This is a genomic window from Stenotrophomonas sp. C9D9 (assembly GCF_056491205.1).
The window spans coordinates 513,304-539,819 of the sequence record NZ_JBSZIF010000004.1 but is presented as its reverse complement, the minus strand read 5'-3'; the positions used below and the strand labels follow the sequence as shown (position 1 = coordinate 539,819).

23 protein-coding genes are annotated in these 26,516 nt (G+C 66.5%); 13 read left to right on the top strand and 10 right to left on the bottom strand.

Annotated elements, in window-relative coordinates; translation table 11 throughout:
- Nucleotides 1-53: 53 nt before the first annotated feature.
- Nucleotides 54-1,445, top strand: coding sequence for a class II 3-deoxy-7-phosphoheptulonate synthase (locus tag ACXI0D_RS07935; RefSeq protein WP_088024554.1), 1,392 nt, complete (start codon nucleotides 54-56; stop codon nucleotides 1,443-1,445).
- A gap of 652 nt (nucleotides 1,446-2,097) precedes the next feature.
- Nucleotides 2,098-3,285 (top strand): mechanosensitive ion channel family protein, encoded by a 1,188-nt coding sequence (locus tag ACXI0D_RS07930; RefSeq protein ID WP_233490836.1) that lies wholly within the window; start codon nucleotides 2,098-2,100, stop codon nucleotides 3,283-3,285.
- Between the two features lie 56 nt (nucleotides 3,286-3,341).
- Here ACXI0D_RS07930 and ACXI0D_RS07925 read toward each other — a convergent pair whose 3' ends face one another.
- Genes ACXI0D_RS07925 through typA form a run of 3 tightly spaced genes read right to left on the bottom strand, consistent with a single transcriptional unit; the run spans nucleotide 3,342 to nucleotide 7,332 of the window.
- The gene (locus tag ACXI0D_RS07925; protein WP_479642464.1) at nucleotides 3,342-4,964 is read right to left on the bottom strand and encodes an amidase; all 1,623 of its coding nucleotides are present in this window, start codon (nucleotides 4,962-4,964) and stop codon (nucleotides 3,342-3,344) included.
- Between the two features lie 41 nt (nucleotides 4,965-5,005).
- Nucleotides 5,006-5,473: a DUF2127 domain-containing protein gene (locus tag ACXI0D_RS07920; protein WP_005415426.1), complete on the bottom strand. Its 468-nt coding sequence runs from the start codon at nucleotides 5,471-5,473 to the stop codon at nucleotides 5,006-5,008.
- Between the two features lie 11 nt (nucleotides 5,474-5,484).
- Nucleotides 5,485-7,332 (bottom strand): translational GTPase TypA, encoded by a 1,848-nt coding sequence (gene typA / locus ACXI0D_RS07915; protein WP_049446752.1) that lies wholly within the window; start codon nucleotides 7,330-7,332, stop codon nucleotides 5,485-5,487.
- Nucleotides 7,333-7,604: 272 nt separating this feature from the next.
- Between typA and ACXI0D_RS07910 the strand changes: the two genes are divergently transcribed.
- From ACXI0D_RS07910 to ACXI0D_RS07885, 6 genes are all read left to right on the top strand, one after another.
- Nucleotides 7,605-8,096, top strand: a complete 492-nt coding sequence (locus tag ACXI0D_RS07910) for a peptidylprolyl isomerase (protein WP_004153629.1) — start codon at nucleotides 7,605-7,607, stop codon at nucleotides 8,094-8,096.
- Nucleotides 8,097-8,213: 117 nt separating this feature from the next.
- Nucleotides 8,214-9,200: a malate dehydrogenase gene (locus ACXI0D_RS07905; protein ID WP_004153634.1), complete on the top strand. Its 987-nt coding sequence runs from the start codon at nucleotides 8,214-8,216 to the stop codon at nucleotides 9,198-9,200.
- A 123-nt stretch (nucleotides 9,201-9,323) separates the two neighbouring features.
- A complete protein-coding gene (locus ACXI0D_RS07900; RefSeq protein WP_049446750.1) occupies nucleotides 9,324-9,938 on the top strand; it encodes an RluA family pseudouridine synthase in 615 nt (204 codons plus the stop codon).
- Between the two features lie 657 nt (nucleotides 9,939-10,595).
- On the top strand, nucleotides 10,596-12,476 hold the full coding sequence (gene prpE / locus ACXI0D_RS07895) for a propionate--CoA ligase (protein ID WP_049446747.1): 1,881 nt from the start codon (nucleotides 10,596-10,598) through the stop codon (nucleotides 12,474-12,476).
- A gap of 215 nt (nucleotides 12,477-12,691) precedes the next feature.
- Nucleotides 12,692-13,195 (top strand): hypothetical protein, encoded by a 504-nt coding sequence (locus tag ACXI0D_RS07890; RefSeq protein ID WP_049446744.1) that lies wholly within the window; start codon nucleotides 12,692-12,694, stop codon nucleotides 13,193-13,195.
- A 46-nt stretch (nucleotides 13,196-13,241) separates the two neighbouring features.
- Nucleotides 13,242-14,297, top strand: coding sequence for a suppressor of fused domain protein (locus ACXI0D_RS07885; RefSeq protein WP_049446742.1), 1,056 nt, complete (start codon nucleotides 13,242-13,244; stop codon nucleotides 14,295-14,297).
- Nucleotides 14,298-14,373: 76 nt separating this feature from the next.
- Here the strand turns inward: ACXI0D_RS07885 and ACXI0D_RS07880 are convergent, their stop codons facing one another.
- The 5 genes from ACXI0D_RS07880 to ACXI0D_RS07860 form a co-directional block, all read right to left on the bottom strand.
- Entirely contained in the window at nucleotides 14,374-14,985 is a 612-nt protein-coding gene (locus ACXI0D_RS07880; RefSeq protein ID WP_014036113.1) for a glutathione S-transferase N-terminal domain-containing protein, read from the bottom strand.
- Between the two features lie 84 nt (nucleotides 14,986-15,069).
- On the bottom strand, nucleotides 15,070-15,528 hold the full coding sequence (locus ACXI0D_RS07875) for a cell wall hydrolase (protein WP_004154513.1): 459 nt from the start codon (nucleotides 15,526-15,528) through the stop codon (nucleotides 15,070-15,072).
- Between the two features lie 297 nt (nucleotides 15,529-15,825).
- Nucleotides 15,826-17,856 (bottom strand): FAD-dependent oxidoreductase, encoded by a 2,031-nt coding sequence (locus ACXI0D_RS07870; protein ID WP_479642463.1) that lies wholly within the window; start codon nucleotides 17,854-17,856, stop codon nucleotides 15,826-15,828.
- Nucleotides 17,857-17,962: 106 nt separating this feature from the next.
- A complete protein-coding gene (yczE, locus tag ACXI0D_RS07865; protein ID WP_479642462.1) occupies nucleotides 17,963-18,592 on the bottom strand; it encodes a membrane protein YczE in 630 nt (209 codons plus the stop codon).
- A gap of 128 nt (nucleotides 18,593-18,720) precedes the next feature.
- Nucleotides 18,721-19,740 (bottom strand): zinc-binding alcohol dehydrogenase family protein, encoded by a 1,020-nt coding sequence (locus ACXI0D_RS07860; protein ID WP_049446735.1) that lies wholly within the window; start codon nucleotides 19,738-19,740, stop codon nucleotides 18,721-18,723.
- 357 nt (nucleotides 19,741-20,097) lie between these two features.
- Between ACXI0D_RS07860 and ACXI0D_RS07855 the strand changes: the two genes are divergently transcribed.
- The 4 genes from ACXI0D_RS07855 (at nucleotide 20,098) to ACXI0D_RS07840 (ending at nucleotide 23,161) form a co-directional block, all read left to right on the top strand.
- Complete coding sequence (locus tag ACXI0D_RS07855) at nucleotides 20,098-21,189, top strand: OmpA family protein (protein ID WP_014036117.1); 1,092 nt, start codon at nucleotides 20,098-20,100, stop codon at nucleotides 21,187-21,189.
- 218 nt (nucleotides 21,190-21,407) lie between these two features.
- Nucleotides 21,408-21,914: a hypothetical protein gene (locus ACXI0D_RS07850; RefSeq protein WP_049446733.1), complete on the top strand. Its 507-nt coding sequence runs from the start codon at nucleotides 21,408-21,410 to the stop codon at nucleotides 21,912-21,914.
- A 20-nt stretch (nucleotides 21,915-21,934) separates the two neighbouring features.
- Nucleotides 21,935-22,741, top strand: a complete 807-nt coding sequence (locus tag ACXI0D_RS07845; protein ID WP_310648430.1) for a pseudouridine synthase — start codon at nucleotides 21,935-21,937, stop codon at nucleotides 22,739-22,741.
- A gap of 84 nt (nucleotides 22,742-22,825) precedes the next feature.
- Nucleotides 22,826-23,161, top strand: coding sequence for a hypothetical protein (locus ACXI0D_RS07840; RefSeq protein WP_049446728.1), 336 nt, complete (start codon nucleotides 22,826-22,828; stop codon nucleotides 23,159-23,161).
- A gap of 83 nt (nucleotides 23,162-23,244) precedes the next feature.
- Here the strand turns inward: ACXI0D_RS07840 and kbl are convergent, their stop codons facing one another.
- Entirely contained in the window at nucleotides 23,245-24,453 is a 1,209-nt protein-coding gene (kbl, locus tag ACXI0D_RS07835; RefSeq protein WP_005415440.1) for a glycine C-acetyltransferase, read from the bottom strand.
- Between the two features lie 201 nt (nucleotides 24,454-24,654).
- On the opposite strand from kbl, the gene ACXI0D_RS07830 reads away from it, so the two are divergent.
- On the top strand, nucleotides 24,655-25,350 hold the full coding sequence (locus ACXI0D_RS07830; RefSeq protein ID WP_014036121.1) for a TorF family putative porin: 696 nt from the start codon (nucleotides 24,655-24,657) through the stop codon (nucleotides 25,348-25,350).
- 140 nt (nucleotides 25,351-25,490) lie between these two features.
- On the opposite strand, the gene tdh is transcribed toward ACXI0D_RS07830, so the two are convergent.
- Nucleotides 25,491-26,513 carry an L-threonine 3-dehydrogenase gene (tdh, locus tag ACXI0D_RS07825; protein WP_032955954.1) on the bottom strand — a complete coding sequence of 341 codons (1,023 nt, stop codon included), beginning with the start codon at nucleotides 26,511-26,513 and terminating at the stop codon, nucleotides 25,491-25,493.
- Between the last annotated feature and the right edge of the window lie 3 nt (nucleotides 26,514-26,516).

Genomic DNA, 26,516 nt, shown 5'->3' with positions numbered 1-26,516 from the left:
CGACAGCGGTCGGCTCTGCGACCATGATCGTCCCCCACCCCCGGAAGTCTGCAATGAGCCTGTCCGCCGTTTCGCCTGTCCCCGATCCTGCCGCGACCGCCGCTGGCGCTGCCTGGTCGCCGGAGAGCTGGCGTGGCAAGACCGCGCTGCAGATGCCGACCTACCCGGACCCGGTGGCGCTGGACGCCGCCCTGCACGAGCTGAAGCGGCTGCCGCCGCTGGTCACGTCGTGGGAAATCCTGGCGCTGAAGCAGCAGCTGGCCGAGGCCCAGGAAGGCAAGCGCTTCCTGCTGCAGGGCGGCGATTGCGCCGAGAACTTCAGCGACTGCGAATCGGGCACCATTTCCAACCGGTTGAAAGTGCTGCTGCAGATGAGCCTGGTGCTGGTGCACGGCCTGCGCCAGCCAGTGATCCGCGTTGGGCGCTTTGCCGGCCAGTACGCCAAGCCGCGTTCGGCCGATACCGAGACCCGCGACGGCGTGACCCTGCCCAGCTACCGCGGCGATGTGATCAATGCGCCGGCGTTCACCGAGGCGGCGCGCCTGCCCGACCCGAAGCGGATGCTGCAGGCGCATGCACATTCGGCGATGACCATGAACTTCGTGCGTGCGCTGATCGATGGCGGCTTCGCCGACCTGCACCATCCGGAGTACTGGAACCTGGAGTGGGTGCGGCATTCGCCGCTGGCCGCCGAGTACCAGAAGATGGTGGCGTCGATCGGTGATGCGGTGCACTTCATGGAAACCCTGGCCGGGGCCCGCGTGCACAACCTCAACCGCATCGACTTCTACACCTCGCATGAAGCGCTGCTGCTGCCCTACGAGCAGGCGCTGACCCGGCAGGTGCCGCGCCAGCAGGGCTGGTTGAACCTGAGCACGCACTACCCGTGGATCGGCATGCGCACGGCTGCGCTCGATGGCGCGCACGTGGAATACCTGCGTGGCGTGCGCAACCCGATTGCGATCAAGGTGGGCCCGTCGGTGACGCCGGACCAGCTGCTGCGCCTGATCGATGTGCTCAACCCGCATGACGAGCCGGGCCGATTGAGCTTCATCCACCGCATGGGTGCAGCGCAGATTGCCGAGAAGCTGCCGCCGCTGCTGGACGCGGTCAAGCGCGATGGCCGTCGCGTGCTGTGGGTGTGCGACGCGATGCATGGCAATACCGAAAGCACCGCCAATGGCTTCAAGACGCGCCGCTTCGACAACGTGCGTGGCGAAGTGGAGATGTCGTTCGATCTGCATGCGGCCGCAGGCACGCGACTGGGCGGTGTGCACCTGGAACTTACGGGCGAGGATGTCACCGAATGCACCGGTGGTGCGCGCGAACTGACCGAGCGTGACCTGGAGCGCGCGTATCGTTCGACGGTGGACCCACGGTTGAACTACGAGCAGTCGCTGGAGATCGCGATGGCGATCGTGCGCAAGCAGGAACAAGTGCGGTAAGGGGTTTTCGGCAGGGCTTGCAGCCCTGCACCTGCTGCAATCAACGGCAACGTCAAAAGCTGCAGCGGCATTCCGTGGTTTGGTGGGGCGGTGTCGGAGTGCGGGGACGCCGTGAACCCGTCCCTGGGGGCTTGGCAGCCGCATCCATGCGGCTGACACCCCGCACTCCGACACCGCCCCACCTCTGACAGATTCCGGCGGCTGTTGGTAGGTGTCGACCTTGGTCGACACGGTAGATCCACGCCATGCGTGGATGCTTTTCGATTCCCATTCGAAATAGTCGATTCCGATGGAGATTCATCCACGCATGGCGTGGATCTACTGCAGATCGCGCAGATCTGTCAAAGGCGGGGTGGGTCCGGTTGCGGGGGCGTGAGCCGCATGGATGCGGCGACCGAGCTTACATGGGTGAGGGCGCTTTGCTTGCGAAGCACTGCTTCGCAAGCGCCCGAACGCACAGCCGCCAGCGGCTGGGCCGGGCCCCGGAGGGGGACTTGCAGCGCCCCCCGCAATCGGACCCACCCCGCCATCCCACAGGAAACCCGCTTCTGCTTCGGCTGTTGCTGTTGCTCCAGCTCGTAGCAGGTGCAGGGCTGCAAGCCCTGCCGAGCAACACCCTCCTTACGAACGACTGACGTGACGCTCATGCGCCATGCGCGAGGCTGTCCGCTTGGCTGTTCGAGTGGAGGTGGCAACGGTGCACTGGCAAAGCGCACAGGCATACGCATGGCCGTTGGGATTGGCCGTAGTGGTGGGCGGCATCGGCGCGTGGCTGATCCTGTGGATCTACCATCGATTGAAAGGGCGTGATCGCCGGCGCGCGCGCATCGGCCGTGTGCTCGGGCTGCCGATGGCGACCGCATGGCCGCTGCTGCTGTTGATCCCCGCATTGCAGGCCACGCCGCTGCAGGATCCGCTGCTGGGCAATCTGCAGCACATGCTGCACATCGCGCTGACCGCATGCTTCATCTGGTTGCTGGTGCGCGCGGTGGCGGCGGGTGAGCGCGCGATCCTGCGCAGTCATCCCATCGATGTCTCCGACAATCTGGAGGCACGCCGCATCCAGACCCAGACCCGGGTGCTCAGCCGCGTTCTGATGGGCGCCATCATCGTGCTGGGCGCGTCGCTGGTACTGCTGACGTTCCCGATGGTGCAGAAGATCGGCACCGCGCTGCTGGCCTCGGCGGGCCTGATCGGCCTGGTGGCGGGTATCGCCGCCAAGCCGGTGTTCGGCAACCTGATCGCTGGCCTGCAGATCGCGGTGACGCAGCCGATCCGGCTGGATGACGTGGTGATCGTCGAGGGCGAGTGGGGGCGCATCGAGGAGATCGGCAGCAGCTACGTGGTGGTGCGTATCTGGGATGAGCGGCGCATGGTGGTGCCGCTGACCTGGTTCATCGAAAACCCGTTCCAGAACTGGACGCGGCGCAGCGCCGATCTTCTCGGCACGGCATTTCTGTGGCTGGACTATCGTGCCCCGATCGCGGCGATCCGCGCTGAGCTGGAGCGCATCTGCCGTGGCGAAGCGCTGTGGGACGGCCGGGTCTGCGTGACCCAGGTGACCGAGACCAGCGAGCGTGCGATCCAGGTGCGCCTGCTGGTCAGTGCGCGCAGCTCTGGCGATGCCTTCGATCTGCGCTGCCTGGTGCGCGAACGCATGCTCGATTTCCTCGCGCGCGAGCATCCGCAGTCGCTGCCGCAGGTGCGTGCGCGGCTGCAGCATGCAGACGAACTGGACATGCCGCGCGGTCCACGTGCACGCACTGCAGATGTGCGTTCGCCAGGGGCGGAAGATGGTGAGGCGGCAATCCTGCCGGTGGAGCCGGAACCCGAACGGTAGCGCCGGCCGCTGGCCGGGGACCCCGGATCGGCCGGCCGGCGGCCGGCACTATCGGTTCACGGCTCGCCCGCGTCGATCAGGGTGTCGGTGTCGAAGTGCGGTGGGCGCCGCGCGCGGGTGCGCTGTTCATAGGCGTAGGCCATTTCGATCAGCTTCGGTTCGCTCCACGCGGTGCCCATGAACAGCAGGCCGACCGGCAGGCCATCGATCTGGCCCATCGGCACGCTGAGGCTGGGATAGCCGGCAACGGCGGCGGCGCCGTAGCTCTCGCCGGGGAAGTCGTCGCCTTCGCTGCGGATCGGCCACGCCACACCGGTGGTCGGCGCCACCAGGGCATCGAGCTGGTGGGCGGCGAGGGCAGCATCGATGCCTTCCGGGCCGGCCAGCCGCCGTGCATCGCTGCGTGCGCGTATATAGGCGGGGTCGGCCAGGCCAGCGGTAGCGTCGGCCTCCACCAGCAGTTCCTGGCCGAACAGGCCCAGTTCCTGCTTGCTGTGCGCCTGGTTGAAGGCGATCAGCTCGGCCAGGCTGCGCAGTGGCGCGCGATGGGCGTTGAAGTAACGCTCCAGCCCGGCCTTGAATTCGTACAGCAGCACCGTGCGTTCGGCCTCGGCCCACGCGCCCTGGTTGGGCAGCTCCACTGGCACCACGATGGCACCGGCCCGACGCAGCTCGGTGGCTGCCTGTTCGATCAGCGGCGGCATGCCGCGGTACTTCAGCAGCGGTGTCTGCAGCAGGCCGATGCGCTTGCCACGCAGGCCCTGCGGGTCCAGGCGCGCGGTGTAGTCGTACACTGCGCGGCCGGGCATGGTGGCCGTGGCCGGGTCGGCATCGTCGCGGCCGGCGATCGCAGTCAGTACGGCTGCGGCGTCGGCGACGCTGCGTGTCATCGGCCCTGCGGTGTCCTGGCTGAAGGAAATCGGGATGATGCCCTCGCGGCTGACCAGGCCGACGGTCGGCTTGAGGCCGACGATGCCATTGATCGCCGCAGGGCAGACGATGCTGCCGTCGGTTTCGGTGCCGATCGCTACGCTGGCCAAGTTGGCGGCGACCGCCACCGCGCTGCCGCTGCTGGAGCCGCAGGGCGAGTGGCTGAGGCGATAGGGATTGCGGGTCTGGCCACCGCGCGCGCTCCAGCCGGACACCGAATCGTTGCCGCGGAAATTGGCCCACTCGCTGAGATTGGTCTTGCCCAGCACCACCGCACCGGCGTCGCGCAGCCGGCGCACCAGGTAGGCGTCGTCCGGGCGGAACCCCTGCAGGGCCAGCGACCCGGCGCTGGTGGCCATCGGGGCGGCGTTGATGTTGTCCTTCAGCAGTACCGGAATGCCGTGCAGCGGGCCGCGCAGGCGCCCATCACGGCGCTCGCGGTCGCGCGCAGCGGCTTCCTTCAGTGCATCCGGGTTGAGTTCGATCACCGCGCGCAGGCGCGGCCCGGTGCGGTCCAGGGTGGCGATGCGCTGCAGGTAGGCCTGGGTCAGGGTGGTGCTGTCCAGCTCGCCGGCGGTCATCCGCGCCTGCAGGTCGGCGACATCGGTTTCGGCGTACGGGAACGGCACGTTGCGGCTCGCGGGTTCGGCCGCATGCGCGCTGGACGTGGCCGGGCTGCAGCCAGCCGAAAGCAGCGCAGGCAGCGCGGCAAGCAGGCAGGTCAGCAGAGGCGGCAAGGACGGGCGCATGGGGCGGCTTGGTCGGCTCCAATCCCCAGTGTAGCCGGTGCTCAGCGGTGGCGCTTGCGCAGGTCGCGGGCGAGGACGTAGACCACGATCAGGTTGATCGCCAGGATCGTCCACGACGGCCAGCCGGGGTGGCGGATGATCGCGAAGATGTCGAAGGGCAGGTACAGCGAGGCAGTCAGGCAGCCCAGCCAGGAGGCCCAGGCCTTGGCCCGCCACAGGCCCCAGGCTTCGACCAGGTGCAGCAGGCCGTAGCCGATCATCCCCGCCGCGGCCAGGTGCACCGCGTCGGGGCTGATCATGTGCAGCAGCGAGGGCAGGGTGCCATGGTCCGGATCCAGGCTGAAACGCCGGATCAGGACCATGATGCCGTGCCGCAGCGGCTGCGGTCCGAGCACTTCCAGCCCGGTGGCGGCCAACAGCGCCAGCATCGCTTTGCTCGCTTCGAGCAGGGCGATGACGTGGAGACCCGGATGCCGGTGCGGATCCGGGTTGTAGCCGCTCTGGTTCACGAGGTGCTGGCTCAGCCGCCGCGCGAAGCCTTCTTGCGGTCGCTTTCGGTCAGGAACTTCTTGCGCAGACGGATCTCCTTCGGGGTGATCTCGACCAGCTCGTCGTCTTCGATGAAGTCCAGGGCCTGTTCCAGCGAGTACTTGATCGCCGGGGTCAGCTGGATCGCATCGTCCTTGCCCGAAGCGCGCATGTTGGTCAGCGGCTTGGTCTTGATCGCGTTGACGGTCAGGTCGTTGTCCTTGGAGTGGATGCCGACCAGCTGACCTTCATACACGTTGTCGCCTTCAGCAGCGAAGAGCTTGCCGCGCTCCTGCAGCGGGCCCAGCGAGTAAGCCGGGGTGGTGCCCGCGGCGTTCGCGATCATCACGCCGTTGATGCGCTTGGCGATGGCGCCCTGTTCCTTCGGGCCGTAATGGTCGAACACGTGGAACAGCAGGCCCGAGCCCTGGGTCAGGGTCTTGAACTCGTTCTGGAAACCGATCAGGCCACGGGCCGGGATCTGGTACTCCAGGCGCACACGGCCCTTGCCGTCCGGTTCCATGTTCTTCAGCTGGCCCTTGCGGGTGCCCAGCTTTTCCATCACGCCGCCCTGGTGGACTTCTTCGATGTCCACCACCAGCTGCTCGATCGGCTCCATCATCTGGCCGTCGATTTCCTTGATGATCACTTCCGGGCGCGACACGGCCAGCTCGTAGCCCTCGCGACGCATGTTCTCGATCAGCACCGACAGGTGCAGTTCGCCACGGCCGGAGACCAGGAACTTGTCGGCGTCTTCCAGCTGTTCGACCTTCAGGGCCACGTTGTGGACCTGTTCGCGGTCCAGGCGGTCCTTGATCTGGCGGCTGGTCAGGAACTTGCCACCGGACAGGTCCTTGTTGCCGGCGAACGGCGAGTTGTTGACCTGGAAGGTCATCGAGATGGTCGGCTCGTCGACGGTCAGTGCCGGCAGGGCTTCCGGATTTTCCGGGTGGCACAGGGTGTCGGAGATGGTCAGCTCCGGAATGCCGGAGATGGCCACGATGTCACCGGCCTCGGCCGTGTCCTGCTCGATGCGCTCCAGGCCCAGGAAGCCCAGCACCTGGGCGACCTTGCCGTTGCGCTTCTTGCCTTCACGGTCGATGACGGCGACCTGCATGTTCTTCTTCAGGGTGCCGCGCTGGATGCGGCCGATGCCGATCACGCCCACGAAGTTGTTGTAGTCCAGCTGGCTGATGCGCATCTGGAACGGGCCTTCCGGGTCCACTTCCGGACGCGGGGCGTGCTGCATGATCGCTTCGTACAGCGGGGTCATGTCGCCGTCGCGCACGGTGTCTTCCAGGCCGGCGTAGCCGTTCAGGGCCGAGGCGTAGACGATCGGGAAGTCCAGCTGCTCATTGGTGGCGCCGAGCTTGTCGAACAGGTCGAAGACCTGGTCGATCACCCACTCCGGGCGCGAACCCGGGCGGTCGACCTTGTTGACCACGACGATCGGCTTGAAGCCCATCGCGAAGGCCTTCTGGGTCACGAAGCGGGTCTGCGGCATCGGGCCGTCCATCGCATCGACCAGGATCAGCACGGTGTCGACCATCGACAGCACGCGCTCGACCTCACCGCCGAAGTCGGCGTGGCCGGGGGTGTCGACGATGTTGATCCGGTTCTTGATGCCGGTCTTCTTGTCTTCCCAGGTGATGGCGGTGTTCTTGGCCAGGATGGTGATGCCGCGTTCCTTTTCCTGGTCGTTGCTGTCCATCACGCGCTCGGCGAGGACGGTGCGCTCGGACAGGGTGCCGGACTGCTTCAGCAGCTGGTCGACCAGGGTGGTCTTGCCATGGTCGACGTGGGCGACGATGGCGATGTTGCGAAGATTTTCGATGGACATACGAAAGGGGGCCAGTCGGCGCCGGATTTGGAAAAAGAAGTCCAACATTATACGTCGAACTTGACGATTCGCGAAAAGGTCGATTTCACGCCGGTCACGGGGCCCATTCAGCTGGCTGTCCGCCGCGCCGGCCGAGGTCGCCAGCGCCGGTCGGCGGGGCTCCCTTCCGGCGGCTGAAGCCGGGCTCTGCGCCGATGGTCGAAGCCGCCGCTGCCACGAGGCAGGTGTAAACTAGGTGGCTAGACGCATTCCCCTTTGCATCAAGGATCTTCATGTCCCTCATCGCCACTTTCGACACCACCCAGGGCCCGATCAAGGTCGAGCTGTTCGCCGACAAGGCGCCGCTGACCGTGGCCAACTTCGTGAACCTGGTCAAGCACGGCTTCTATGACGGCCTGATCTTCCACCGCGTGATCGCCGACTTCATGATCCAGGGCGGCTGCCCGCAGGGTCGTGGCACCGGCGGCCCGGGCTACAAGTTCGAAGACGAGAAGAATGGCGTGAAGCACGAGGTCGGCTCGCTGTCGATGGCCAACGCCGGCCCGAACACCAACGGCAGCCAGTTCTTCATCACCCACATCAAGACCGATTGGCTGGACGGCCGCCACACCGTCTTCGGCAAGGTCCTGGAAGGCCAGGCCATCGTCGATTCGGTCAAGCAGGGCGACGTGATCCATTCGATCACCCTGGAAGGCGACGTCGACGCCGTGCTGGCCGCCCAGGCCGAGCGCGTCGCGGAGTGGAACAAGCACCTCGCCGCCTGATCCCCTTCGAAACGGCCACCCACGGGTGGCCGTTTCCCTGTTCCCCGCCGCCCGCCAGGCCTGCGTGGCCACGCCCGCGGCGTCCCATCAAACGCTTGCAAGCAAGAGGAAACCCCCATGAAAGCACCCGTTCGTGTTGCCGTGACCGGCGCCGCCGGCCAGATCGGTTATGCCCTGCTGTTCCGCATCGCCTCCGGCGAAATGCTGGGCAAGGACCAGCCGGTCATCCTGCAGCTGCTGGAACTGCCGGTCGACAAGGCCCAGGCCGCCCTGAAGGGCGTGATGATGGAGCTGGAAGACTGCGCCTTCCCGCTGCTGGCCGGCATGGTCGGCACCGATGACGCCGAAGTCGCGTTCAAGGACGCCGACATCGCCCTGCTGGTTGGCGCACGTCCGCGTGGCCCGGGCATGGAGCGCAAGGACCTGCTGCTGGAAAACGCCAAGATCTTCACCGCCCAGGGCGCGGCGCTGAACAAGGTCGCCAGCCGTGACGTGAAGGTGCTGGTGGTCGGCAACCCGGCCAACACCAACGCCTACATCGCCATGAAGTCGGCCCCGGACCTGAAGCCGGAAAACTTCACCGCCATGCTGCGCCTGGACCACAACCGCGCGCTGAGCCAGCTGTCGACCAAGCTCGGCAAGCCGGTCGGTGGCATGGAGAAGCTGGTCGTGTGGGGCAACCACAGCCCGACCATGTACCCGGACTACCGTTTCGCCACCGCCGATGGTGCGTCGATCGCCGATGCGATCAACGACCAGGAGTGGAACGCCAACACCTTCATCCCGACCGTCGGCAAGCGCGGCGCGGCGATCATCGAAGCCCGCGGCTCGTCCTCGGCTGCTTCGGCCGCCAACGCCGCGATCGACCACGTGCGTGACTGGGTGCTGGGCAGCAACGGCAAGTGGGTCACCATGGGCGTGCCGTCCGACGGTTCCTACGGCATTCCGGAAGGCGTGATCTTCGGTTTCGCGGTGACCACCGAGAACGGCAAGTACACCCTGGTCAAGGATCTGCCGATCGACGACTTCAGCCAGAAGTACATCGACAAGACCCTGGCCGAGCTGGAAGAAGAGCGCGCTGGCGTCGCCCACCTGCTGGGCTGATGCAGGCGGTACCGGCCCTGGCCGGTACGTCTTCCATCGAGGTAGGTACCGGCCGTCGGCCGGTACGCAGAAGACGGGGAAGCTTCGGCTTCCCCGTTTCTGTTTGGACGGATACGGAGCCGCATGATCCACCTGCATTACATCGACGACGCGCTGCTGGTGGCCGAGAAGCCGGCCGGCCTGCTGTCCGTGCCTGGCCGCAGCGCCGAGAACCAGGACTGCGTGGTCGCGCGCCTGCAGGCGCTGTACCCGGATGCGCTGACCGTGCATCGCCTGGACCAGGTGACCTCCGGCCTGCTGCTGCATGCGCGCGGCAAGGACATGCAGGTGGCGCTGTCGATGCAGTTCGAGCAGCGCCAGGTTGGCAAGCGTTATGAAGCGATCGTGGAGGGGCTGCTTGAAGGCGATGCCGGCGAAGTGGACCTGCCACTGATCGTGGACTGGCCGAACCGGCCGAAGCAGATGATCGATCATGAACGCGGCAAGCCGGCACTGACGCGCTGGCGCGTAATGGCGCGTGATGTTGAAGGGCAGCGTACCCGCGTGGCGCTGGAGCCGGTCACCGGCCGCAGCCATCAGCTGCGCCTGCACATGGCCAGTCTCGGCCATCCCATCGTTGGCGATGTGCTGTATGACGCCGCGCCTGCGCCGCGCGTGCATCTGCATGCGCGCAGCCTGCGGTTCACCCATCCGGTGACAGGCGAAGCACTCGCGTTCGAGTCCGCGACGCCGTTCTAGGGATTCGGCAGGGCTTGCAGCCCTGCACCCGCAGAATCAACGTCAACGTCAAAAGCGGGCTATCCGTGGGTTGGCGGGACGGTGTCGGAGTGCGGGGACGCCGCAAGTACGTCCGTGTAGGCTTGGCAGCCGCATCCATGCGGCTGACACCCCGCACTCCGACACCGCCCCACCTTCGACAGGTTCCTGCGGCTGTTGATAACTGCGGCCGTCGTTCTGCGCCGCTGTTGGTAGGTGTCGACCTTGGTCGACACGATTTTTCTGTCAGATATCGAATGAATCATCCACGCATGGCGTGGATCTACCGTGTCGACCAAGGTCGACACCCACCAGGGCAATACGCCGTTCCGACAGATCGCGGAATCTGTCGAAGGCGGGGTGGGTCCGGTTGCGGGAGTGTCCGCGGCATGGATGCCGCGGCCAAGCCCCCAAGGACGGGTTTACGGCGTCTCCCGCAACCGGGCCCATCCCGCCCTCCCACGGATAGTCTGCTGTTGCTTTGGCTTTGGCTTTGGCTTTGGCTTTGGCTTCGGCCTCTGCAGGTGCAGGGCTGCAAGCCCTGCAGAACAAAACCCCACCCCCTACCAAGGTAGGACGGCCCGCGCGGCAGCGCCGGACTATCCTCGAACCCATGACTTTGTCTGGGAGGGCTGCGTCATGAACTACGAGGAAACCTACCGTCGCTCGATCGACGAGCCGGAGGCCTTCTGGGGCGAGGAAGCCAAGCGCATCCATTGGCACAAACCGCCGCAGCAGGTGCTCGACTACAGCAACCCGCCGTTCCGGCGCTGGTTCGTCGGTGGTGAAACCAATCTCTGCTACAACGCCGTCGATCGCCACCTCGCCGAGCGCGCCGACCAGCTCGCGCTGGTTGCCATTTCCACCGAGACCAACAGCACCCGCGAGATCACCTATCGCCAGCTGTATCGCGAAGTGAACGACTTCGCCGCGGTGCTCAAGCATCTCGGCGTTGGCCACGGCGACCGCGTGGTGATCTACATGCCGAACATGGCCGAAGCCGTGTTCGCGATGCTGGCCTGCGCGCGCATCGGTGCGGTGCACTCGGTGGTGTTCGGTGGCTTCGCCGCGCACAACCTGGCGCTGCGCATCGACGACGCCAAGCCCAAGCTGCTGATCGCGGCAGATGCCGGCATGCGCGGTGGCAAGTTGATTCCGTACAAGCCGATGGTCGACGCGGCCTGCGCCGAAGCGGCTTCGCCACCACCGCATGTGTTGATCGTGTCGCGCGGACTGGATGCAGCCGAGCCTCGCGTGTCGGGCCGCGATGTGGAATACGCCGAGCTGCGTGCGCAGATCGGTGAAGTCGATGTGCCGGTGCAGTGGCTGGAAGCCAGCGAGCCGAGCTACCTGTTGTATACCTCCGGCACCACCGGCAAGCCGAAGGGCGTGCAGCGCGATGTCGGTGGTTATGCCGTGGCGATGGCACAGTCGATGGAGACCGTGTTCGACTGCAGGCCGGGACAGGTGATGTTCTCCACGTCCGATGTCGGCTGGGCGGTAGGCCATTCCTACAATGTGTACGGCCCGCTGATCGGCGGCTGTACCTCGCTGCTGTACGAGGGGCTGCCGACCAACCCGGACCCGGGCATCTGGTGGGCGCTGTGCGAGCAGTACAACGTGCGCACGATGTTCTCGTCGCCCACGGCCATCCGCGTGTTGAAGAAGCACGACGCCGATTTCATCCATCGCCACGACCTGCGCGCGCTGAAATATCTGTTCCTGGCCGGCGAGCCGCTGGACGAACCCACCGCGCACTGGATCAGCGAAGCGCTCGGCAAGCCGATCATCGACAACTACTGGCAGACCGAAACCGGTTGGCCGGCACTGACCCTGCTGCCGGGCCTGGAGATGAAGCCGGTGCGCTTCGGTTCGCCGGGCTTCCCCAACCTCGGCTACCGGATGAAGGTGATCGATGAGAACACCGGCGAGGAAGTCGCCCCGGGGCAGAAGGGCGTGCTGGTGGTGTCGCCGCCGTTGCCGCCGGGCTGCATGAGCACGGTGTGGAACGACGACAGCCGTTTCCTGCAGAGTTACTTCAGCCACTTCAAGGAACTGCTGTACAGCTCGCTGGACTGGGCGATCCGCGATGATGATGGCTACACCTTCATCCTCGGCCGCACCGATGATGTGATCAACGTGGCCGGGCACCGCCTGGGCACGCGCGAGATCGAGGAGGCCATTTCCAGTCACCCGCGCGTGGCCGAGGCCGCCGTGATCGGGGTCAAGGATGAGCTGAAGGGGCAGGTGCCGCTGGTGTTCGTCACCCTCAAGCAGGGTCTGGATGGCGAGGATCCGGCGCCGGTGGTGGCCGAGATGATGGCCACGGTGACCACCTCGCTCGGCGCGGTGGCGCGCCCGGCGCACGTGCACGTGGTCAATGCACTGCCCAAGACCCGTTCGGGCAAGCTGCTGCGGCGATCGTTGCAGGCGCTGGCGGAGCAGCGCGACCCGGGTGACCTGTCGACGCTGGACGACCCCAGCGCGCTGGAGGAGATCCGCCGGGCGCTGGGCCGCTGACCCGTTAATGCCGGCCGCTGGCCGGCACCCCCATCAATCCCCAGATTGCCGGCCAGCGGCCGGCACTCCCCTGCGCACTTGCGCTAAGCTCGGCCTGTCATCGACCTGCAACACGCGGCGCGCGCCGGGGAACGCGCGTGCCGCACGGGGATGGCACCCAGGGGGGCGTGCCCGCGAGGGTGCGCCGGCATTGCGCATCAAGGGAGGGGGAGGCAATGGCATTGCTGCACGCCAAGACGGCTGCTGGCCGTCAGGAAATCGAAGACCGTAGCCGGCGCCTGCCGGCGGCACTGCGTTCAATCCTGCTGATGGTCGACGGCCATCGCGACGACGCCGAACTGCGCGGCCTGTTCGAAGGCCTGCGCGCACCACCGGACGCACTGGAGCAATTGTCAGCACAGGGCCTGATCGAAGTGATCGGCGGAAGCGCAGAGGTGGCACCGGCGCGTGGCATCAGCACCGGCCGCGAACAGGATCCGGCGCTGTACCAGCAGTTGTACGACGCGATGAGCGAGGCGGTGCGCCGTCACCTGGGCCTGAAGGGCTACTTCATGCAGTTGAAGATCGAACGCTGCACCGATGCGCTGGCGCTGGAGCGCCTGTGCCCGGAACTGCTGGCGGCGGTGGGCAAGGCGCGCAGCCCTGCATTGGCGCAGCGCTGGTGGCAGGAAACCCAGGCGGCCGTGGTGAACGCTGGCAGTGAGGTCGTGCAGGCCTGAGCCACCGCGTAAAGTGATCGGTTCACTTCCCCACAAGGAGTCCCGCGTGCAGGACCACCACGACGACACCGACACCCCAGGCTGGGACGCGATCAATGCGGCGCTGGCGCCGCTGTATGCCGGCCAGGAGCCGCGCCACTTCGGCACCGCGCTTCCCTATACGCTTGGGGGCCAGGATCCGCTGGATGGCATCAGCGTGTACTGGGCGGATACGCCGGTCCCGCACTGGCATTACATCACCTACGGCTTCTCCGAGCTGTACGCCAAGGAGAGCCGTGATGCGGATGCCAGCGGTTATGGTTTCGAGCTGACCTTCCGCCTCGCTGCCGACGCCGGTGAGAACGCCGGCAGCACGCCACCCGTGTGGCCGATGAACCTGCTGCAGAACCTGGCGCGCTATGTGTTCGGCAGCGGCAATGTGTTCGAGGATGGCCACCACCTCAACGCCAACGGCCCGATCGCGCTGGAGACCGGCACGCGGCTGTGCCATCTGGCCTTCATTGCCGACCCGCAGTTGCCGGCGCGGGACACGGCCAACGGCCATCTGCAGTTCCTGCAGCTGGTCGGCTTGACCGATGAGGAGATGGAGGCGGTCAAGCGCTGGTCGACGCGTGGTGTGCTGCAGGCGCTGCTGCCGGCGATGGCGCTGTGGATCAGCGATCTGCATCGCGGCAATCTGCTGGACGATCCGGCACTGGCCGCACAGGTGCAGGCCGGCAGCGAGCGCGAGGGCTCCAGCACCGGCATGCTGTTCATCGAGACCCTGGACTGGCGCCAGGAGGCGGGCGTCACCACGCTGGTGCTCGGCGCCGGCCAGGTCGCCAGCGTGTGCGAACTGCTGCCGCTGCGCCTGCGCCACGGCAAATCGCTGGAACTGGTCAGCCGCGAGCGGCAGTGGGAATTCATTCCGGCCGGGCACGGTGAGGCCGGCGAGGTATCGGCCGACAGTGCGCGTTGGGTACTGGACGAGACAGGTCTGCAGGCCCTGGCGGGCGTGCGCGCCGAGCGTGGGATCTACCCGGTGGCGGAGGCGCTGCGCATCGACGTGGTGCCGACCTACCTGCGCGATGCCAAGGGTGAAGTGATCCGCCAGATCGGTTGATCACCCCGTTGGAGCCGAGGGGGTCAGAGCCGCCTGCTGCGCAGACGGATCCGACCCCGCTTGGTAGCCGGTGGCGTCAGGCCAGGCCTTCAGCCTTCAGTGCTGCCTGCACGCCGGCATCGGCATCCATGCGCGCCTTGTAGGCGGCCAGGTTGTCCAGGCCGGACAGGTCGACCCTGGTGCCGGCGGCCCAGCGCAGGGTGATGTAGAAGTACGGGTCGGCAAAGCTGCGGAAACCGGCCAGCCAGGGCTTGTCGGCCAGCTGCTTGTCAGCGGTCTCGAACAGGCCACGCAGGCGCTTGTGCGCGGCGGCGCGGATCGCATCGAACTGGCTCTCGTCGGCGATGAACTTGCCCGGCGCGAACAGCGGCGAGAAGGCCGGATGCACGTCCGAATTGACGAAGGCCAGCCAGCGGGTGGCTTCGGCGCGCTGGCGCGGGCTGCCGTCGCCGCCGAGGCCGGCCTGCGGGAAGCTGTCGGCGATGTAGCCCATGATCGCGGCGTTCTGCAGCAGCACGAAGTCGCCGTCGACCAGTGCGGGAACGGCGCCGGCCGGATTGATCTTGAGGAATTCCGGACCCTTCAGGGTGTCCTTGTTCAGCAGTTCAACCTCGAACGGCTGGCCGGTCCACTGCAGGGCGATGTGGTCGGCGGTGGAACAGGCACCGGGCTTGCTGTACAGCTTCATGGGAACTCCAGGTGATGCGGGCGGGAAGCCCCCACTATCCCAGAGCCTGGCGGCGGGCGGCAACGCTGCCGCCAGCACGGATCGTTACGACTGCCGCGGCTTGAGGTTCTGCACCTTATAGAAGGTGTGATCGCCGATGGTGGCCACCTGGTAGGCATTGCGCCAGTTCGGGCTGGCGATGGACAGCGCAGCAAAGTGGCTGGCACCGGGCACGATTTCGCGGCGCTCGCCGGCCGGTAGCGCCCAGTTGCGCTCGGCGTCGAAGGCGACGTTCATCGCTTCGCTCCAGGCGGCGTCGTTGCCCAGCTGGGTGCCGGGGGAGACGATGGTCGGCGCGAACTGCTTGCGTGCGGTGACCACCTGGCACATCGAGTCGCCCCACAGGCCACTGTCGAGACGGCGCAAGGCGACCTCGGCGACGGCTTGCTGGCCGCGCAGGGTCTGGTCGCGGGCTTCCAGGTAAACGGTGGTGCTCAGACACAGTGAATCAGCGGCCGGCTGCGGCAACAACTGTGACAGCCAGAGAATCCAGGCCAGTTTCATATAACTCCTTGCTCCGTATGGGCCGCACTCTCCGGTTCCGGCCGCGGGGCGACAGGAGGCGGGGGACGACTTGGCGTCATGGGGAGGCGGCCATCGGGGCCGCCCCGTGGGCAGCCCCAAAAGAAACGATCAGTACCGATCGTGGGGGCTGCGCCGGCTCACCGGAAACTGGCTGGTGAGCGGAAAGATGGCGCAAGGTAGGGGGGCATAGCCGAACGCATCGTGAACCGCTCGGCTTGACATTCAGGTTCAACGGGGGTGACGGAAATCACATTCCGTCCCCCATTCAGGCGCTCATCAGAGCGCGGCAGCGACCCGGCTGCCCTGGTCGATGGCGCGTTTTGCATCGAGTTCTGCGGCCACATCGGCACCGCCGATCAGCTGCGCGTTGATGCCGGCCGCCTGCAATTCTGCCTGCAGCATGCGGTTCGGTTCCTGCCCGGCGCAGATCACCACATGGTCGACCGGCAGCAGCTGTTCGCTGCCGTCCACGCGGATGCGCAGGCCTTCGTCATCCACGCCGAGGTACTCGACGCCGCCGAGCATGCGCACGCCCTTGGCCTTCAGCGTGGCGCGATGGATCCAGCCAGTAGTCTTGCCCAGGCGCGCGCCGGGCTTGCCCGGGCTGCGCTGCAGCAGCCACAGCCGGCGCGGCGAGGTTTCAACCTCGGGCCTGGCCAGTGAGCCGCGGGCCTCGAAGGTGCTGTCCACGCCCCACTCGGCCATCCAGCGCTGCGGGTCAAGGGAGGGGGACTCACCGGCGTGGCTGAGGAATTCGCCGACATCGAAGCCGATGCCGCCGGCGCCGATGATCGCCGCATTGGCGCCCACTTCGACCCGGCCCAGCAGTACGTCCAGATAGCTGACCACCTTGGCGTGGTCGGCACCGGGGAAGTCGACCTTGCGCGGAGTGATGCCGGTGGCCAGCACCACCTCGTCGAACCCGGCCAGGGTGGCGGCGTCGGCGCGGGTGCCGAGGCGCAGCTGCACGCCGGTTTCGGCCAGCGTGTGGCGGAAGTAGCGCAGGGTCTCGTGGAACTCTTCCTTGCCCGGGATGCGCTTGGCCACGTTGAACTGGCCGCCGATCTCCTCGTTGGCATCGAACAGGGTGACCTGGTGGCCACGCTGGGCAGCGACGGTGGCACAGGCCAGGCCGGCGGGGCCGGCACCGACCACGGCAATCTTCTTCGGCGTGGCGGTGGGGCGATAGACCAGCTCGGTCTCGTGCGCGGCGCGCGGGTTGACCAGGCAGCTGGCCAGCTTGTTCTCGAACACGTGGTCCAGGCAGGCCTGGTTGCAGGCGATGCAGGTGTTGATCACCTCGGCGCGGCCGGCACGGGCCTTGTTCGGCCATTGCGGGTCGGCCAGCAGCGGGCGCGCCAGCGACACCATGTCGGCGCCGCCATCGGCGAGGATGCGCTCGGCGACGTCGGGCATGTTGATGCGGTTGGTCGCCACCAGCGGCACCTTCACATGCGGCTTGAGCTTGGCGGTGACCCCGGCGAATGCAGCACGCGGCACCGAGGTGGCGATGGTCGGGATGCGCGCTTCATGCCAGCCGATACCGGAATTGATGATCGTCGCACCGGCCGCCTCGATGGCCTGCGCCTGCTGCACGATCTCTTCCCAGTTGCTGCCGTCGTCGACCAGATCCACCAGCGACAGGCGATAGATGATGATGAAGTCCGGGCCGCAGGCCTCGCGGATGCGGCGCACGATCTCGACCGCGAAGCGCATGCGCTGGCTGGCGTCACCGCCCCAACGGTCGGTGCGCTTGTTGGTGCGCGGGGCGATGAACTCGTTGATGAGGTAGCCCTCCGAGCCCATCACTTCGACGCCGTCGTAGCCGGCCTCGCGGGCCAGCTTCGCGCTGCGTGCGTAGTCGGCGATATGGCGCTCGACGCCACTGGCCGACAACGCGCGGGGGGTGAACGGGTTGATCGGTGCCTTCAGCTTCGACGGTGCCACCGACAACGGATGGTAGGCGTAACGGCCGGCGTGCAGCAGTTGCAGGCAGATCTTCGCGCCGTGCTGGTGCGCGGCGGCGGTGAGCTGGCGGTGCGGCCGCACTTCCCAGGGCCAGGACAGCTTGCCGCCAAACGGCTTCAGCCAGCCGACCACGTTCGGCGCGAAGCCGCCGGTGACGATCAGGCCGACGCCGCCCTCGGCGCGCTCGGCGAAGTAGGCCGCCAGCCGCGGAAAGTCGCGGGCGCGATCTTCCAGACCGGTGTGCATCGAGCCCATCAATACGCGGTTGCGCAGCTGGGTGAAGCCCAGGTCCAGCGGGGCGAACAGATGGGGATAGGCGCTTTCGTTGGCTGGCGACATGGTCGATACGCTTGCGTACGGAAGCGCGAAGCGTGCCGCGAAACGGCGGCCGGGGCAAGGGCCGCCTGGTGGGCAGTGTCGGCGGCTGGCCGGTAGCCCGGTCAGCTCAGGGCGACTGCGGCTGCCGGCCAGCGGCCGGCTCTACCGGGGTGCGGCCGATGCCGAACCAGCCCAGCGTGACCCCGCACAGCGGGCCGATCAGCAGGGCGAAGGCGAGGGTGCCGAGGCCGACATTGCCGCCCAGCCACCAGCCCAGCAGCAATACGCTGCCTTCGATCAGGCTGCGCACCTTCCAGATCGGCCAGCCGGTGCGGGCATGCAGGCCGGTCATCAGGCCATCGCGTGGTCCCGGGCCGAGGCGGGCGCCGATGTACAGGCCGGTGGCCAGCACGACCAGCAGCATGCCGGCACAGAACATCGCCGGCTGCCAGCCAAGGCCGACGGCCGGCGGCAGCAGCCACAGCCCGAACTGTGCGGAGGGACCGATCAGCATCACGTTGAGCACGGTGCCGACGCCCGGCTTCTGGCGCAGTGGCCACCACAGCAGCAGCACCAGCGCACCGATGACATTGGTCGCCAGGCCGAAGGACAGTGGCGTCTGTGCAGCGATGCCCTGCGACAACACGTCCCAGGGCGCAACACCGATAGCGGCACGGATCATCAGCGAGGCACCGAAGCCATACAGGAACAGGCCGGTGATCAGTTGCAGCAGGCGCAGGGGCAGGGCGGTAGGCATGGCGGGCACAGGGGAAGGGAATCTGTTCCCACCGTATCCCCGTTCCTGCTGCTTCCATAGATACAGATGCCGGTGAATCCGCCGGTACAGGCAGCACCGATCCTGCACGTGGGGCGCTATATGAAGCGTCAGTCGTCCCAGCCCACCAGCGCCAGCTTGCCCACCGTGCGCCCGCTGGCCAAGCGTTCATGCGCGATATCCAGGTTGGCTGCATTGATCGAGCCCAGCGTTTCACTGAGCGTGCCACGCAGCTGGCCGGCATCGATCATGCTGGCGGCGCGGCTGAGGATGCGGTGCTGCTCGATGCGGTCGGCAGTGGCGAAGCGCGAGCGCGCGAACATGAATTCCCAGTGGATGCCGATGCATTTGGCCTTGTACGGATCGCCGATGCGCAGTGCGCCACGCGGCTCCACGATCAGGCCGACATGGCCCTGCGGTGCCAGCAGCTGGCCCAGTTCGTCCCAGTAGTGATCGGTGTCGGCCAGATTGAGCGCCACCTGCACCGCATCGATGCCCAGTGCCTGCAACTGGGGCTGCAGCGGCTGCCGATGGTCGATCACATGCGTGGCCCCCATCTGCCGGCACCAGTCGATCGAGGCCGCGCGCGAGGCGGTGACGATCACCTCGAAGCCGGCATGGCGGGCCAGCTGGATCGCCATCGAGCCCACGCCGCCCGCGCCGCCGATCACCAGCAGGTGCTGGCCGCCATGGCGGCGATCATCCAGGTGCAGCGGCATGCGCTGGAACAGCAGCTCCCAGGCGGTCAGCGTGGTCAGGGGCAGCGCGGCGGCTTCCGCGAAATCGAGCGTGGTCGGCTTGCGGGCGACCAGGCGCTCGTCCACCCACTGGTACTGGGCGTTGCAGCCCGGCCGGGTAACGTCGCCGGCGAAGTAGACCTCGTCACCGGAGGCGAACAGGCTGGCCTCGTCACCGATGGCTTCGACCACACCGGCGGCGTCCCAGCCCAGCACCCGGGGAACCTCGAGGGTGGCCGGATCGGTGGCGGCCCGTTGCTTGCCGTCGACGGGGTTGACCGATACCGCTTCGATACGGACCAGCAGGTCGCGGCCGCGTGGCGGCAGCGGCGGTGGCAGCAGGACATCACGCAGGGAAGGTGCGTATTCACGACTCAGGGCGACGGCTTTCATCACGGCTCCGGCTGGGTTCGTGATCCCATCATAAGGTTCCTCACGTTTCCGCAAACCTGCTGAACCGTGTGATGCAGTGTGTTGCGCAATATGTCGTTTTTGCCGCTTAAACCCCGTCAAACCCTTGCAGCGTGGGGGTCTTGCGGATTTTCATCATCCTGTATAGGGTTTCAACGTCGGACCGGTGAACGGTCGGGCGCAACACTTCACATGTTACGGGACTGTTAACATGGCCTTCACCCGCCTGAGCATAATGTTCGCGGCGGTGGCGTGCTGAATCGGCTGTCGTACATCGACGCACTAGTGCTGGCCCATGCCTCTACCGGTTTCATACCCCCGAAATAGGAGCTGTACTCAATGAACAAGAAGATCCTTACTGCCGCGCTGCTGGGCGGCCTGGCTTTTGCCCAGGCAGCTTCGGCGCAGGAGTTCGATGACCGCTGGTACCTGACCGGTTCGGCCGGCTTCAACTTCCAGGACAGCGACCGTCTGACCAATGACGCTCCGTTCGTGACCCTGGGCCTGGGTAAGTTCATCAGCCCGAACTGGTCGCTGGACGGTGAGCTGAACTACCAGAACCCGAACTTCGACAGCAACCAGGACCTGAACTGGTCGCAGTACGGCGTCTCGCTGGACCTGCGTCGCCACTTCATCAAGGAAGGCCGCGGCTGGAACCCGTACATCGTCGGTGGCCTGGGCTACCAGAAGTCGGAAGAGCAGTACGCTGCCCTGGACAACAACGGTCCGCGCAAGCGTAAGGACGGCAACGTTGCCGCCAAGCTGGGCGTCGGCCTGCAGACCACCTTCGAGAAGCGTGTTGCTGTCCGCGCCGAAGTGGCCTACCGCGCTGACTTCGACGACCAGAGCATCGCCGCCAAGGACGAAAGCTGGTTCGGCGATGTGCTGGCTTCGGTCGGCGTCGTGATCCCGCTGGGCCCGGCTCCGGTCGCGGCTGCTCCGGCTCCGGCTCCGGTTGCCCCGAGCTGCGCCGACCTGGACGACGACGGTGACGGCGTCAACAACTGCGACGACAAGTGCCCGAACTCGCAGCCGGGTCAGACCATCGGTCCGGACGGCTGCCCGGTTCCGGTCTCCATCGACCTGAAGGGCGTCAACTTCGACTTCGACAAGTCGAACCTGCGTCCGGACGCCGTGGCGATCCTGAGCGAAGCCACCGAGATCCTGAAGCGTTACCCGGATCTGCGCGTTGAAGTTGCCGGTCACACCGACTCGAAGGGTACCGACGCTTACAACCAGAAGCTGTCGGAGCGTCGCGCTACCGCCGTGTACAACTACCTGACCAAGAACGGCGTTGACGCCGGTCGTCTGGTCGGCCCGATCGGCTACGGCGAGAGCCGTCCGATTGCTCCGAACACCAACCCGGATGGTTCGGACAACCCGGAAGGTCGCGCCAAGAACCGTCGTACCGAGCTGAACGTCCAGAACTAAGTTCTGACGCTCTGCCAGTAGGACACAGCAGGACCCGGCTTCGGCCGGGTCTTGTTGTTTCTGCGGCCCGGAACCCGGCGTTTCGTGCGCGAGAGCAACCGTTCGTCGGAACTTTACTCGTAAAACCAATGAGTTGCCGTATTCATTGAAAGTGGCGCTTGAAAGCTGACGCGGCATTGCTAAACTCGCCGCGTCACTTCCTTTCGTGGATGTCCCTCATGCTGCGCTCTGCATCGGCCGCCTTCGTGGCGCTGGCCCTGGTTCCCGCCGCCCACGCTGCGGTCGATTGCTCGGTCAACACCAGCGCGTCGCCGCTGCCGTTGCCCGCCACGACCATCGCACCGGTGGCCGACGAGCTGTACATCCGTGGCAACCAGCTGGGCATGCCGGCTGGCGTGTTGAGCAGCAACTACGATCCGTCGCAGTCGCTGGACCAGGTGCTGCAGCGCCTGCGCATCGATGGCTGCCAGAACATCGCCAAGGCCATCCCGAGCGCGCCGGCCGTGAAGCCGAACGATCCGGCGGCCTACAAGCCGCAGACCGAGTTCGACAACACGCCGTGGCGCTTCGACATGAGCCAGAACGGCAAGCGCATGACGGCTGAAGAATTCGACGCCTGGATGAAGGCGCGCGGTGTGCGCGTGGTCAAGGCGCGTCCGGCTCCGGCCGCTACTCCGGCTGCGGCCGAAGCACCGGCTGAGACCAAGCCGGTCGACAAGAAGTAAGCGCTGCGGGGAGCAGAGGCTTGCGCACGCGCCGCCCACCTGCTGCCCCCGCCGCCCGCTCCCACGCACCGCGTGGGCGTGCGGTTCCGAACGTCTCCAGTGGCGTGCGCCATGGCCTGGCGCGCGTGCTGTCCAAGGCCGGCGTGTGCTCGCGCAGCGAGGCCGCGCGCTGGATTGCCGAGGGCCGCGTGCGCGTGTCCGGCCGCATCGTCCGTGATCCCGAATTCCCGATTGGCCAGCCGGCGCCGCCGATCGAGGTCGACGGCCAGCCCATGGGCGCGCCGCAGCGCCTGTACCTGATGCTCAACAAACCGCGTGGGGTGGTGACCACCGCGCAGGATGAGCGTGGCCGAGACACCGTGTATCGCTGCTTTGATGGTGCCGGCCTGCCGTGGATCGCGCCGGTCGGGCGCCTGGACAAGGCCAGCGAAGGGTTGCTGTTGTTCAGCAATGATCCGCAGTGGGCGGCGCGCCTGACCGATCCAGAGACCGGCCCGCAGAAGACCTATCACGTGCAGGTGGATCGCCTGCCCGACGAGGACACCCTGGCTGCGCTGCGCGCCGGTGTCGAGGACGAGGGCGAGTTCCTCGTCGCCCAGGCCGTGCGCGTGCTGCGCAGTGGCGACAAGACCGCATGGCTGGAGGTGGTCCTCGACGAGGGCCGCAACCGTCATATCCGCCGCCTGTTGGCGGCCTTCGACCTGCAGGTGCTGCGCCTGGTCCGGGTCGCGATCGGTGGGCTGCTGCTCGGCGATCTCGGCAAGGGGCAATGGCGGGTGCTGGAGGTCAGTGACCAGCAGCGGCTGGGGGCCGCTGCACCGGGCTGATCATCGCCCGCGGCCGGCAGTTGCCGGCCACCGTTCCAGGCGTAGGGGGCGCCTGGTTGTTGAATTTCCCGAACGGAGCCTGCCATGTACCACCCGACCCTCAACCAAACCCTGCGCTGTGCAGGCCTGCTGCTGCCGATGGTGCTGCTGACCGCCTGTGGCGGCCACAAGAAGGTGGCCAAGGCGGAAACGCCTGCCGAGACCCCGGTGGTGGAAGTGAAGACCCCGGAGCTGGATGGTCGCGGCAGCTACCGCTTCCTGATGAGCGACGGCGACAAGAAAATGACCGCCGATGAGTTCGATGCCTGGATGAAGGCAAACGGCATCCGCGTTGCCAAGGGCAACGGCCAGGACGCTGCCGCCAAGCCGGTGGTGGTGGCCAGCAAGGAAGAGCCGAAGGGCAAGAAGAAAAAGAAGTAATGCCCGTGGGTGCCGACCCTGGTCGGCACGCCCTCAAGCCCCGGTAGGTGCCGACCTTGGTCGGCACGCTTTGACCGGTGGGTTCAGCCCTTGACCACGCCCAGCTCGACACCGATGCGGGTAAAGGCATCGATCGCGCGGTCCAGGTGCTCGCGGCTGTGCGCGGCGCTGATCTGGGTACGGATGCGGGCCTGGCCCTTGGGCACCACCGGGAAGAAGAAGCCGATCGCGTAGATGCCTTCTTCCAGCAGGCGCTCGGCGAACTTCTGCGCCAACGGTGCGTCATACAGCATCACCGGGCTGATCGGATGCACGCCCGGCTTCACATCGAAACCGGCGGCGGTCATCTTCTCGCGGAAGTAGGCGGTGTTCTCGGCCAGGGTGCTGCGCAGGTCGTCGGCGGCAGCCAGCATTTCGAACGCCTTGATGCCGGCGGCCACCACATGCGGCGGCAGCGAGTTGGAGAACAGGTACGGGCGCGAGCGCTGGCGCAGCAGTTCGATCACTTCGGCGCTGGCGCAGGTGAAGCCGCCCAGTGCGCCGCCCATGGCCTTGCCCAGGGTGCCGGTGATGATGTCGATCTTCTCCAGCACGCCCTTGACCTCGGCCGAACCACGGCCGGTGGCGCCAAGGAAGCCGGTGGCGTGGCATTCGTCGATGTGCACCAGTGCGTTGTACTTCTTCGCCAGCGCGGTGATCTCGTCCAGCGGCGCGATGAAGCCGTCCATCGAGAACACGCCGTCGGTGGTGATCAGCTTGGTCTTGCAGCCGGCGGCATCGGCGGCCTGCAGCTGGGCTTCCAGATCGGCCATGTCGCAGTTGGCGTAGCGGAAGCGCTTGGCCTTGCACAGGCGCACGCCGTCGATGATCGAAGCATGGTTCAGCGCGTCGGAAATGATCGCGTCGTTCTCGCCGAGCAGCGGCTCGAACAGGCCACCGTTGGCATCGAAGCAGGCTGCATACAGGATGGTGTCCTGCTTGCCGAAGAAATCGGCGATCTGCTTCTCCAGCTGCTTGTGCAGGTCCTGGGTGCCGCAGATGAAGCGCACCGAGGCCATGCCGAAGCCGTGGGTATCCAGTGCGTCCTTGGCGGCCTGGATCAGGTCCGGATGGTCGGCCAGGCCCAGGTAGTTGTTGGCGCAGAAGTTCAGCACCTTGCGGCCGTCGTCGAGGGTGATCTCGGCCGACTGCGGGCTGGTGATGATCCGCTCGGACTTGAACAGGCCCTGGGCGCGGATGGCGTCCAGTTCCTCGGCGTAGTGGCGGGTCAGGGCGGAGGAGGCGTCGGTCATGGCGTGGGCACGGCTCTGAACGGGGAAACCGCTGATTCTACCGGGCATCGTCGGTCACCAACCGGGCCGGATGGGGCATCGCCACGGCCGGCACATGTTGCATCGCAATAGCAAAGTGGTTAAGAATTCGTGAACCGGAGCTGTCGCGCTCCGGCCGCTCCCGCCTTCCACGTCACGCCACCGCCCCCACCGGAGACGCTCATGAAGCACGCCCGTGCCTGCCTCGCCATTGCCGCTGCCCTGACCCTGGCCGCCCCGTTCGCCGCCAGCGCGCAGGAGAACGAATCGCCGTACAGCTGGAATGTCACCGCCGTTTCCGACTACCTGTTCCGTGGCGTGTCGCAGACCGACGAGAAGCCGACCCTGCAGGCGGGCTTCACCTACACCTCGCCGGTGGGCCTGTATGCCGGTGTGTGGGGTTCGGGCGTGGACTTCGGTCCGGGTGACCCGAACACCGAGATCGACTACCAGATCGGCTACGGCGTGGACGTCACTTCGCGCGTCAACTTCGACGTGCTGCTGAACCGCTACACCTACATCGGTGCCAGCCACCAGAACTACAACGAGCTGGTGACCACCACCACGCTCGACGACACCTACAAGCTGACCGTGGCCTACACCAACGACCAGTGGAACAGCGGCACCGATGGCTGGTACTACGGCGTCGGCGGCCAGTGGGGCCTGCCGCAGGACTTCACGCTGAACGCCAACGTCGGCCGCAGCAGCTTCGAGAAGGGCCTGGCCAAGGACTACACCGACTGGAACGTCGGCGTCAGCCGCCAGTTCGGCCTGTTCAACGTCGGCCTGGGTTACTACGGTACCGACGGCAATGGCCGCGAGAACTCGGGCAAGCTGGCACACAGCCGCGTGCTGCTGACCGTGGCCATCGGGAAGTAACGCCGCAGGCGTTACCGGTAGTGCCGGCCGCTGGCCGGCAACATCGGGATGGCAAAGAAAAAGGCGCCCATCGGGCGCCTTTTTCAGTTTCAAGGTGTGCCGAGCAAGCTCGGCACCCACCCATCGCGCTCGGCGAAGGGTCAATTCCAGCTCAATACCACCTTGCCGGCCTTGCCTTCTTCCATCAGGTCGAAGCCCTTCTGGAACTCGTCGATCGGCAGCTGGTGGGTCATCACCTTGCCGAGCGGGAAGCCGGACAGCACCAGCTGGGTCATCTTGTACCAGGTCTCGTACATCTTGCGGCCGTAGATGCCCTGCACGGTCAGGCCCTTGAAGATGATCTTGTCCCAGTCGCAGCCGGCGCCCTTGGGCATGATGCCGAGCATGGCGATCTTGCCGCCGTGGTACATGCAGTCGAGCATGTCGTTGAACGCGCGCGGGTTGCCGCTCATTTCCAGGCCCACGTCGAAGCCCTCCATGTGCAGTTCCTTCATCACGTCCTTCAGCGACTGGTTGGCGACGTTGACCACGCGCGTCGCGCCCATGTCGGCGGCCAGCTTCAGGCGGAAGTCGTTGACGTCGGTCACCACCACGTTGCGCGCACCGATGTGCTTGCAGATGCCGGCGGCGATGATGCCGATCGGACCGGCGCCGGTGATCAGCACGTCTTCGCCGATCACGTCGAATTCCAGCGCGCAGTGTGCGGCGTTGCCGTACGGGTCGAAGAACGCGGCCAGTTCCGACGGGATCTGGTCCGGGATCGGCCACAGGTTGCTGGCCGGCATCACCATGTATTCGGCGAAGGCGCCGTTGACGTTGACGCCGATGCCGACGGTGTTCGGGCACAGGTGGGGGCGGCCGCCACGGCAGTTGCGGCAGTGGCCGCAGACGATATGGCCTTCGGCCGAGACGCGCTGGCCGATCTCATAGCCGGTCACCGCCGAGCCGAGCGCGGCGATGCGGCCGACGAACTCATGGCCGATGGTCAGGCCCGGCTTGATGGTGCGCTGGCTCCACTCGTCCCACAGGTAGATGTGCAGGTCGGTGCCGCAGATCGCGGTCTTCTCCAGCTTGATCAGGACCTCGTTCGGGCCCGGGGTCGGAACCGGAACTTCTTCCAGCCAGATGCCCTTGGCCGCTTCGCGCTTGACCAGGGCCTTCATCGT

Coding starts and splice junctions, on each gene's coding strand:
- ACXI0D_RS07935 (WP_088024554.1), top strand. CDS start 54: ATGAGCCTGTCCGCCGTTTCGCCTGTCCCCGATCCTGCCGCGACCGCC.
- ACXI0D_RS07930 (WP_233490836.1), top strand. CDS start 2,098: ATGCGCGAGGCTGTCCGCTTGGCTGTTCGAGTGGAGGTGGCAACGGTG.
- ACXI0D_RS07925 (WP_479642464.1), bottom strand. CDS start 4,964: ATGCGCCCGTCCTTGCCGCCTCTGCTGACCTGCCTGCTTGCCGCGCTG.
- typA (WP_049446752.1), bottom strand. CDS start 7,332: ATGTCCATCGAAAATCTTCGCAACATCGCCATCGTCGCCCACGTCGAC.
- ACXI0D_RS07910 (WP_004153629.1), top strand. CDS start 7,605: ATGTCCCTCATCGCCACTTTCGACACCACCCAGGGCCCGATCAAGGTC.
- ACXI0D_RS07905 (WP_004153634.1), top strand. CDS start 8,214: ATGAAAGCACCCGTTCGTGTTGCCGTGACCGGCGCCGCCGGCCAGATC.
- ACXI0D_RS07900 (WP_049446750.1), top strand. CDS start 9,324: ATGATCCACCTGCATTACATCGACGACGCGCTGCTGGTGGCCGAGAAG.
- prpE (WP_049446747.1), top strand. CDS start 10,596: ATGAACTACGAGGAAACCTACCGTCGCTCGATCGACGAGCCGGAGGCC.
- ACXI0D_RS07890 (WP_049446744.1), top strand. CDS start 12,692: ATGGCATTGCTGCACGCCAAGACGGCTGCTGGCCGTCAGGAAATCGAA.
- ACXI0D_RS07880 (WP_014036113.1), bottom strand. CDS start 14,985: ATGAAGCTGTACAGCAAGCCCGGTGCCTGTTCCACCGCCGACCACATC.
- ACXI0D_RS07875 (WP_004154513.1), bottom strand. CDS start 15,528: ATGAAACTGGCCTGGATTCTCTGGCTGTCACAGTTGTTGCCGCAGCCG.
- ACXI0D_RS07870 (WP_479642463.1), bottom strand. CDS start 17,856: ATGTCGCCAGCCAACGAAAGCGCCTATCCCCATCTGTTCGCCCCGCTG.
- yczE (WP_479642462.1), bottom strand. CDS start 18,592: ATGCCTACCGCCCTGCCCCTGCGCCTGCTGCAACTGATCACCGGCCTG.
- ACXI0D_RS07860 (WP_049446735.1), bottom strand. CDS start 19,740: ATGAAAGCCGTCGCCCTGAGTCGTGAATACGCACCTTCCCTGCGTGAT.
- ACXI0D_RS07855 (WP_014036117.1), top strand. CDS start 20,098: ATGAACAAGAAGATCCTTACTGCCGCGCTGCTGGGCGGCCTGGCTTTT.
- ACXI0D_RS07850 (WP_049446733.1), top strand. CDS start 21,408: ATGCTGCGCTCTGCATCGGCCGCCTTCGTGGCGCTGGCCCTGGTTCCC.
- ACXI0D_RS07840 (WP_049446728.1), top strand. CDS start 22,826: ATGTACCACCCGACCCTCAACCAAACCCTGCGCTGTGCAGGCCTGCTG.
- kbl (WP_005415440.1), bottom strand. CDS start 24,453: ATGACCGACGCCTCCTCCGCCCTGACCCGCCACTACGCCGAGGAACTG.
- ACXI0D_RS07830 (WP_014036121.1), top strand. CDS start 24,655: ATGAAGCACGCCCGTGCCTGCCTCGCCATTGCCGCTGCCCTGACCCTG.
- tdh (WP_032955954.1), bottom strand. CDS start 26,513: ATGAAGGCCCTGGTCAAGCGCGAAGCGGCCAAGGGCATCTGGCTGGAA.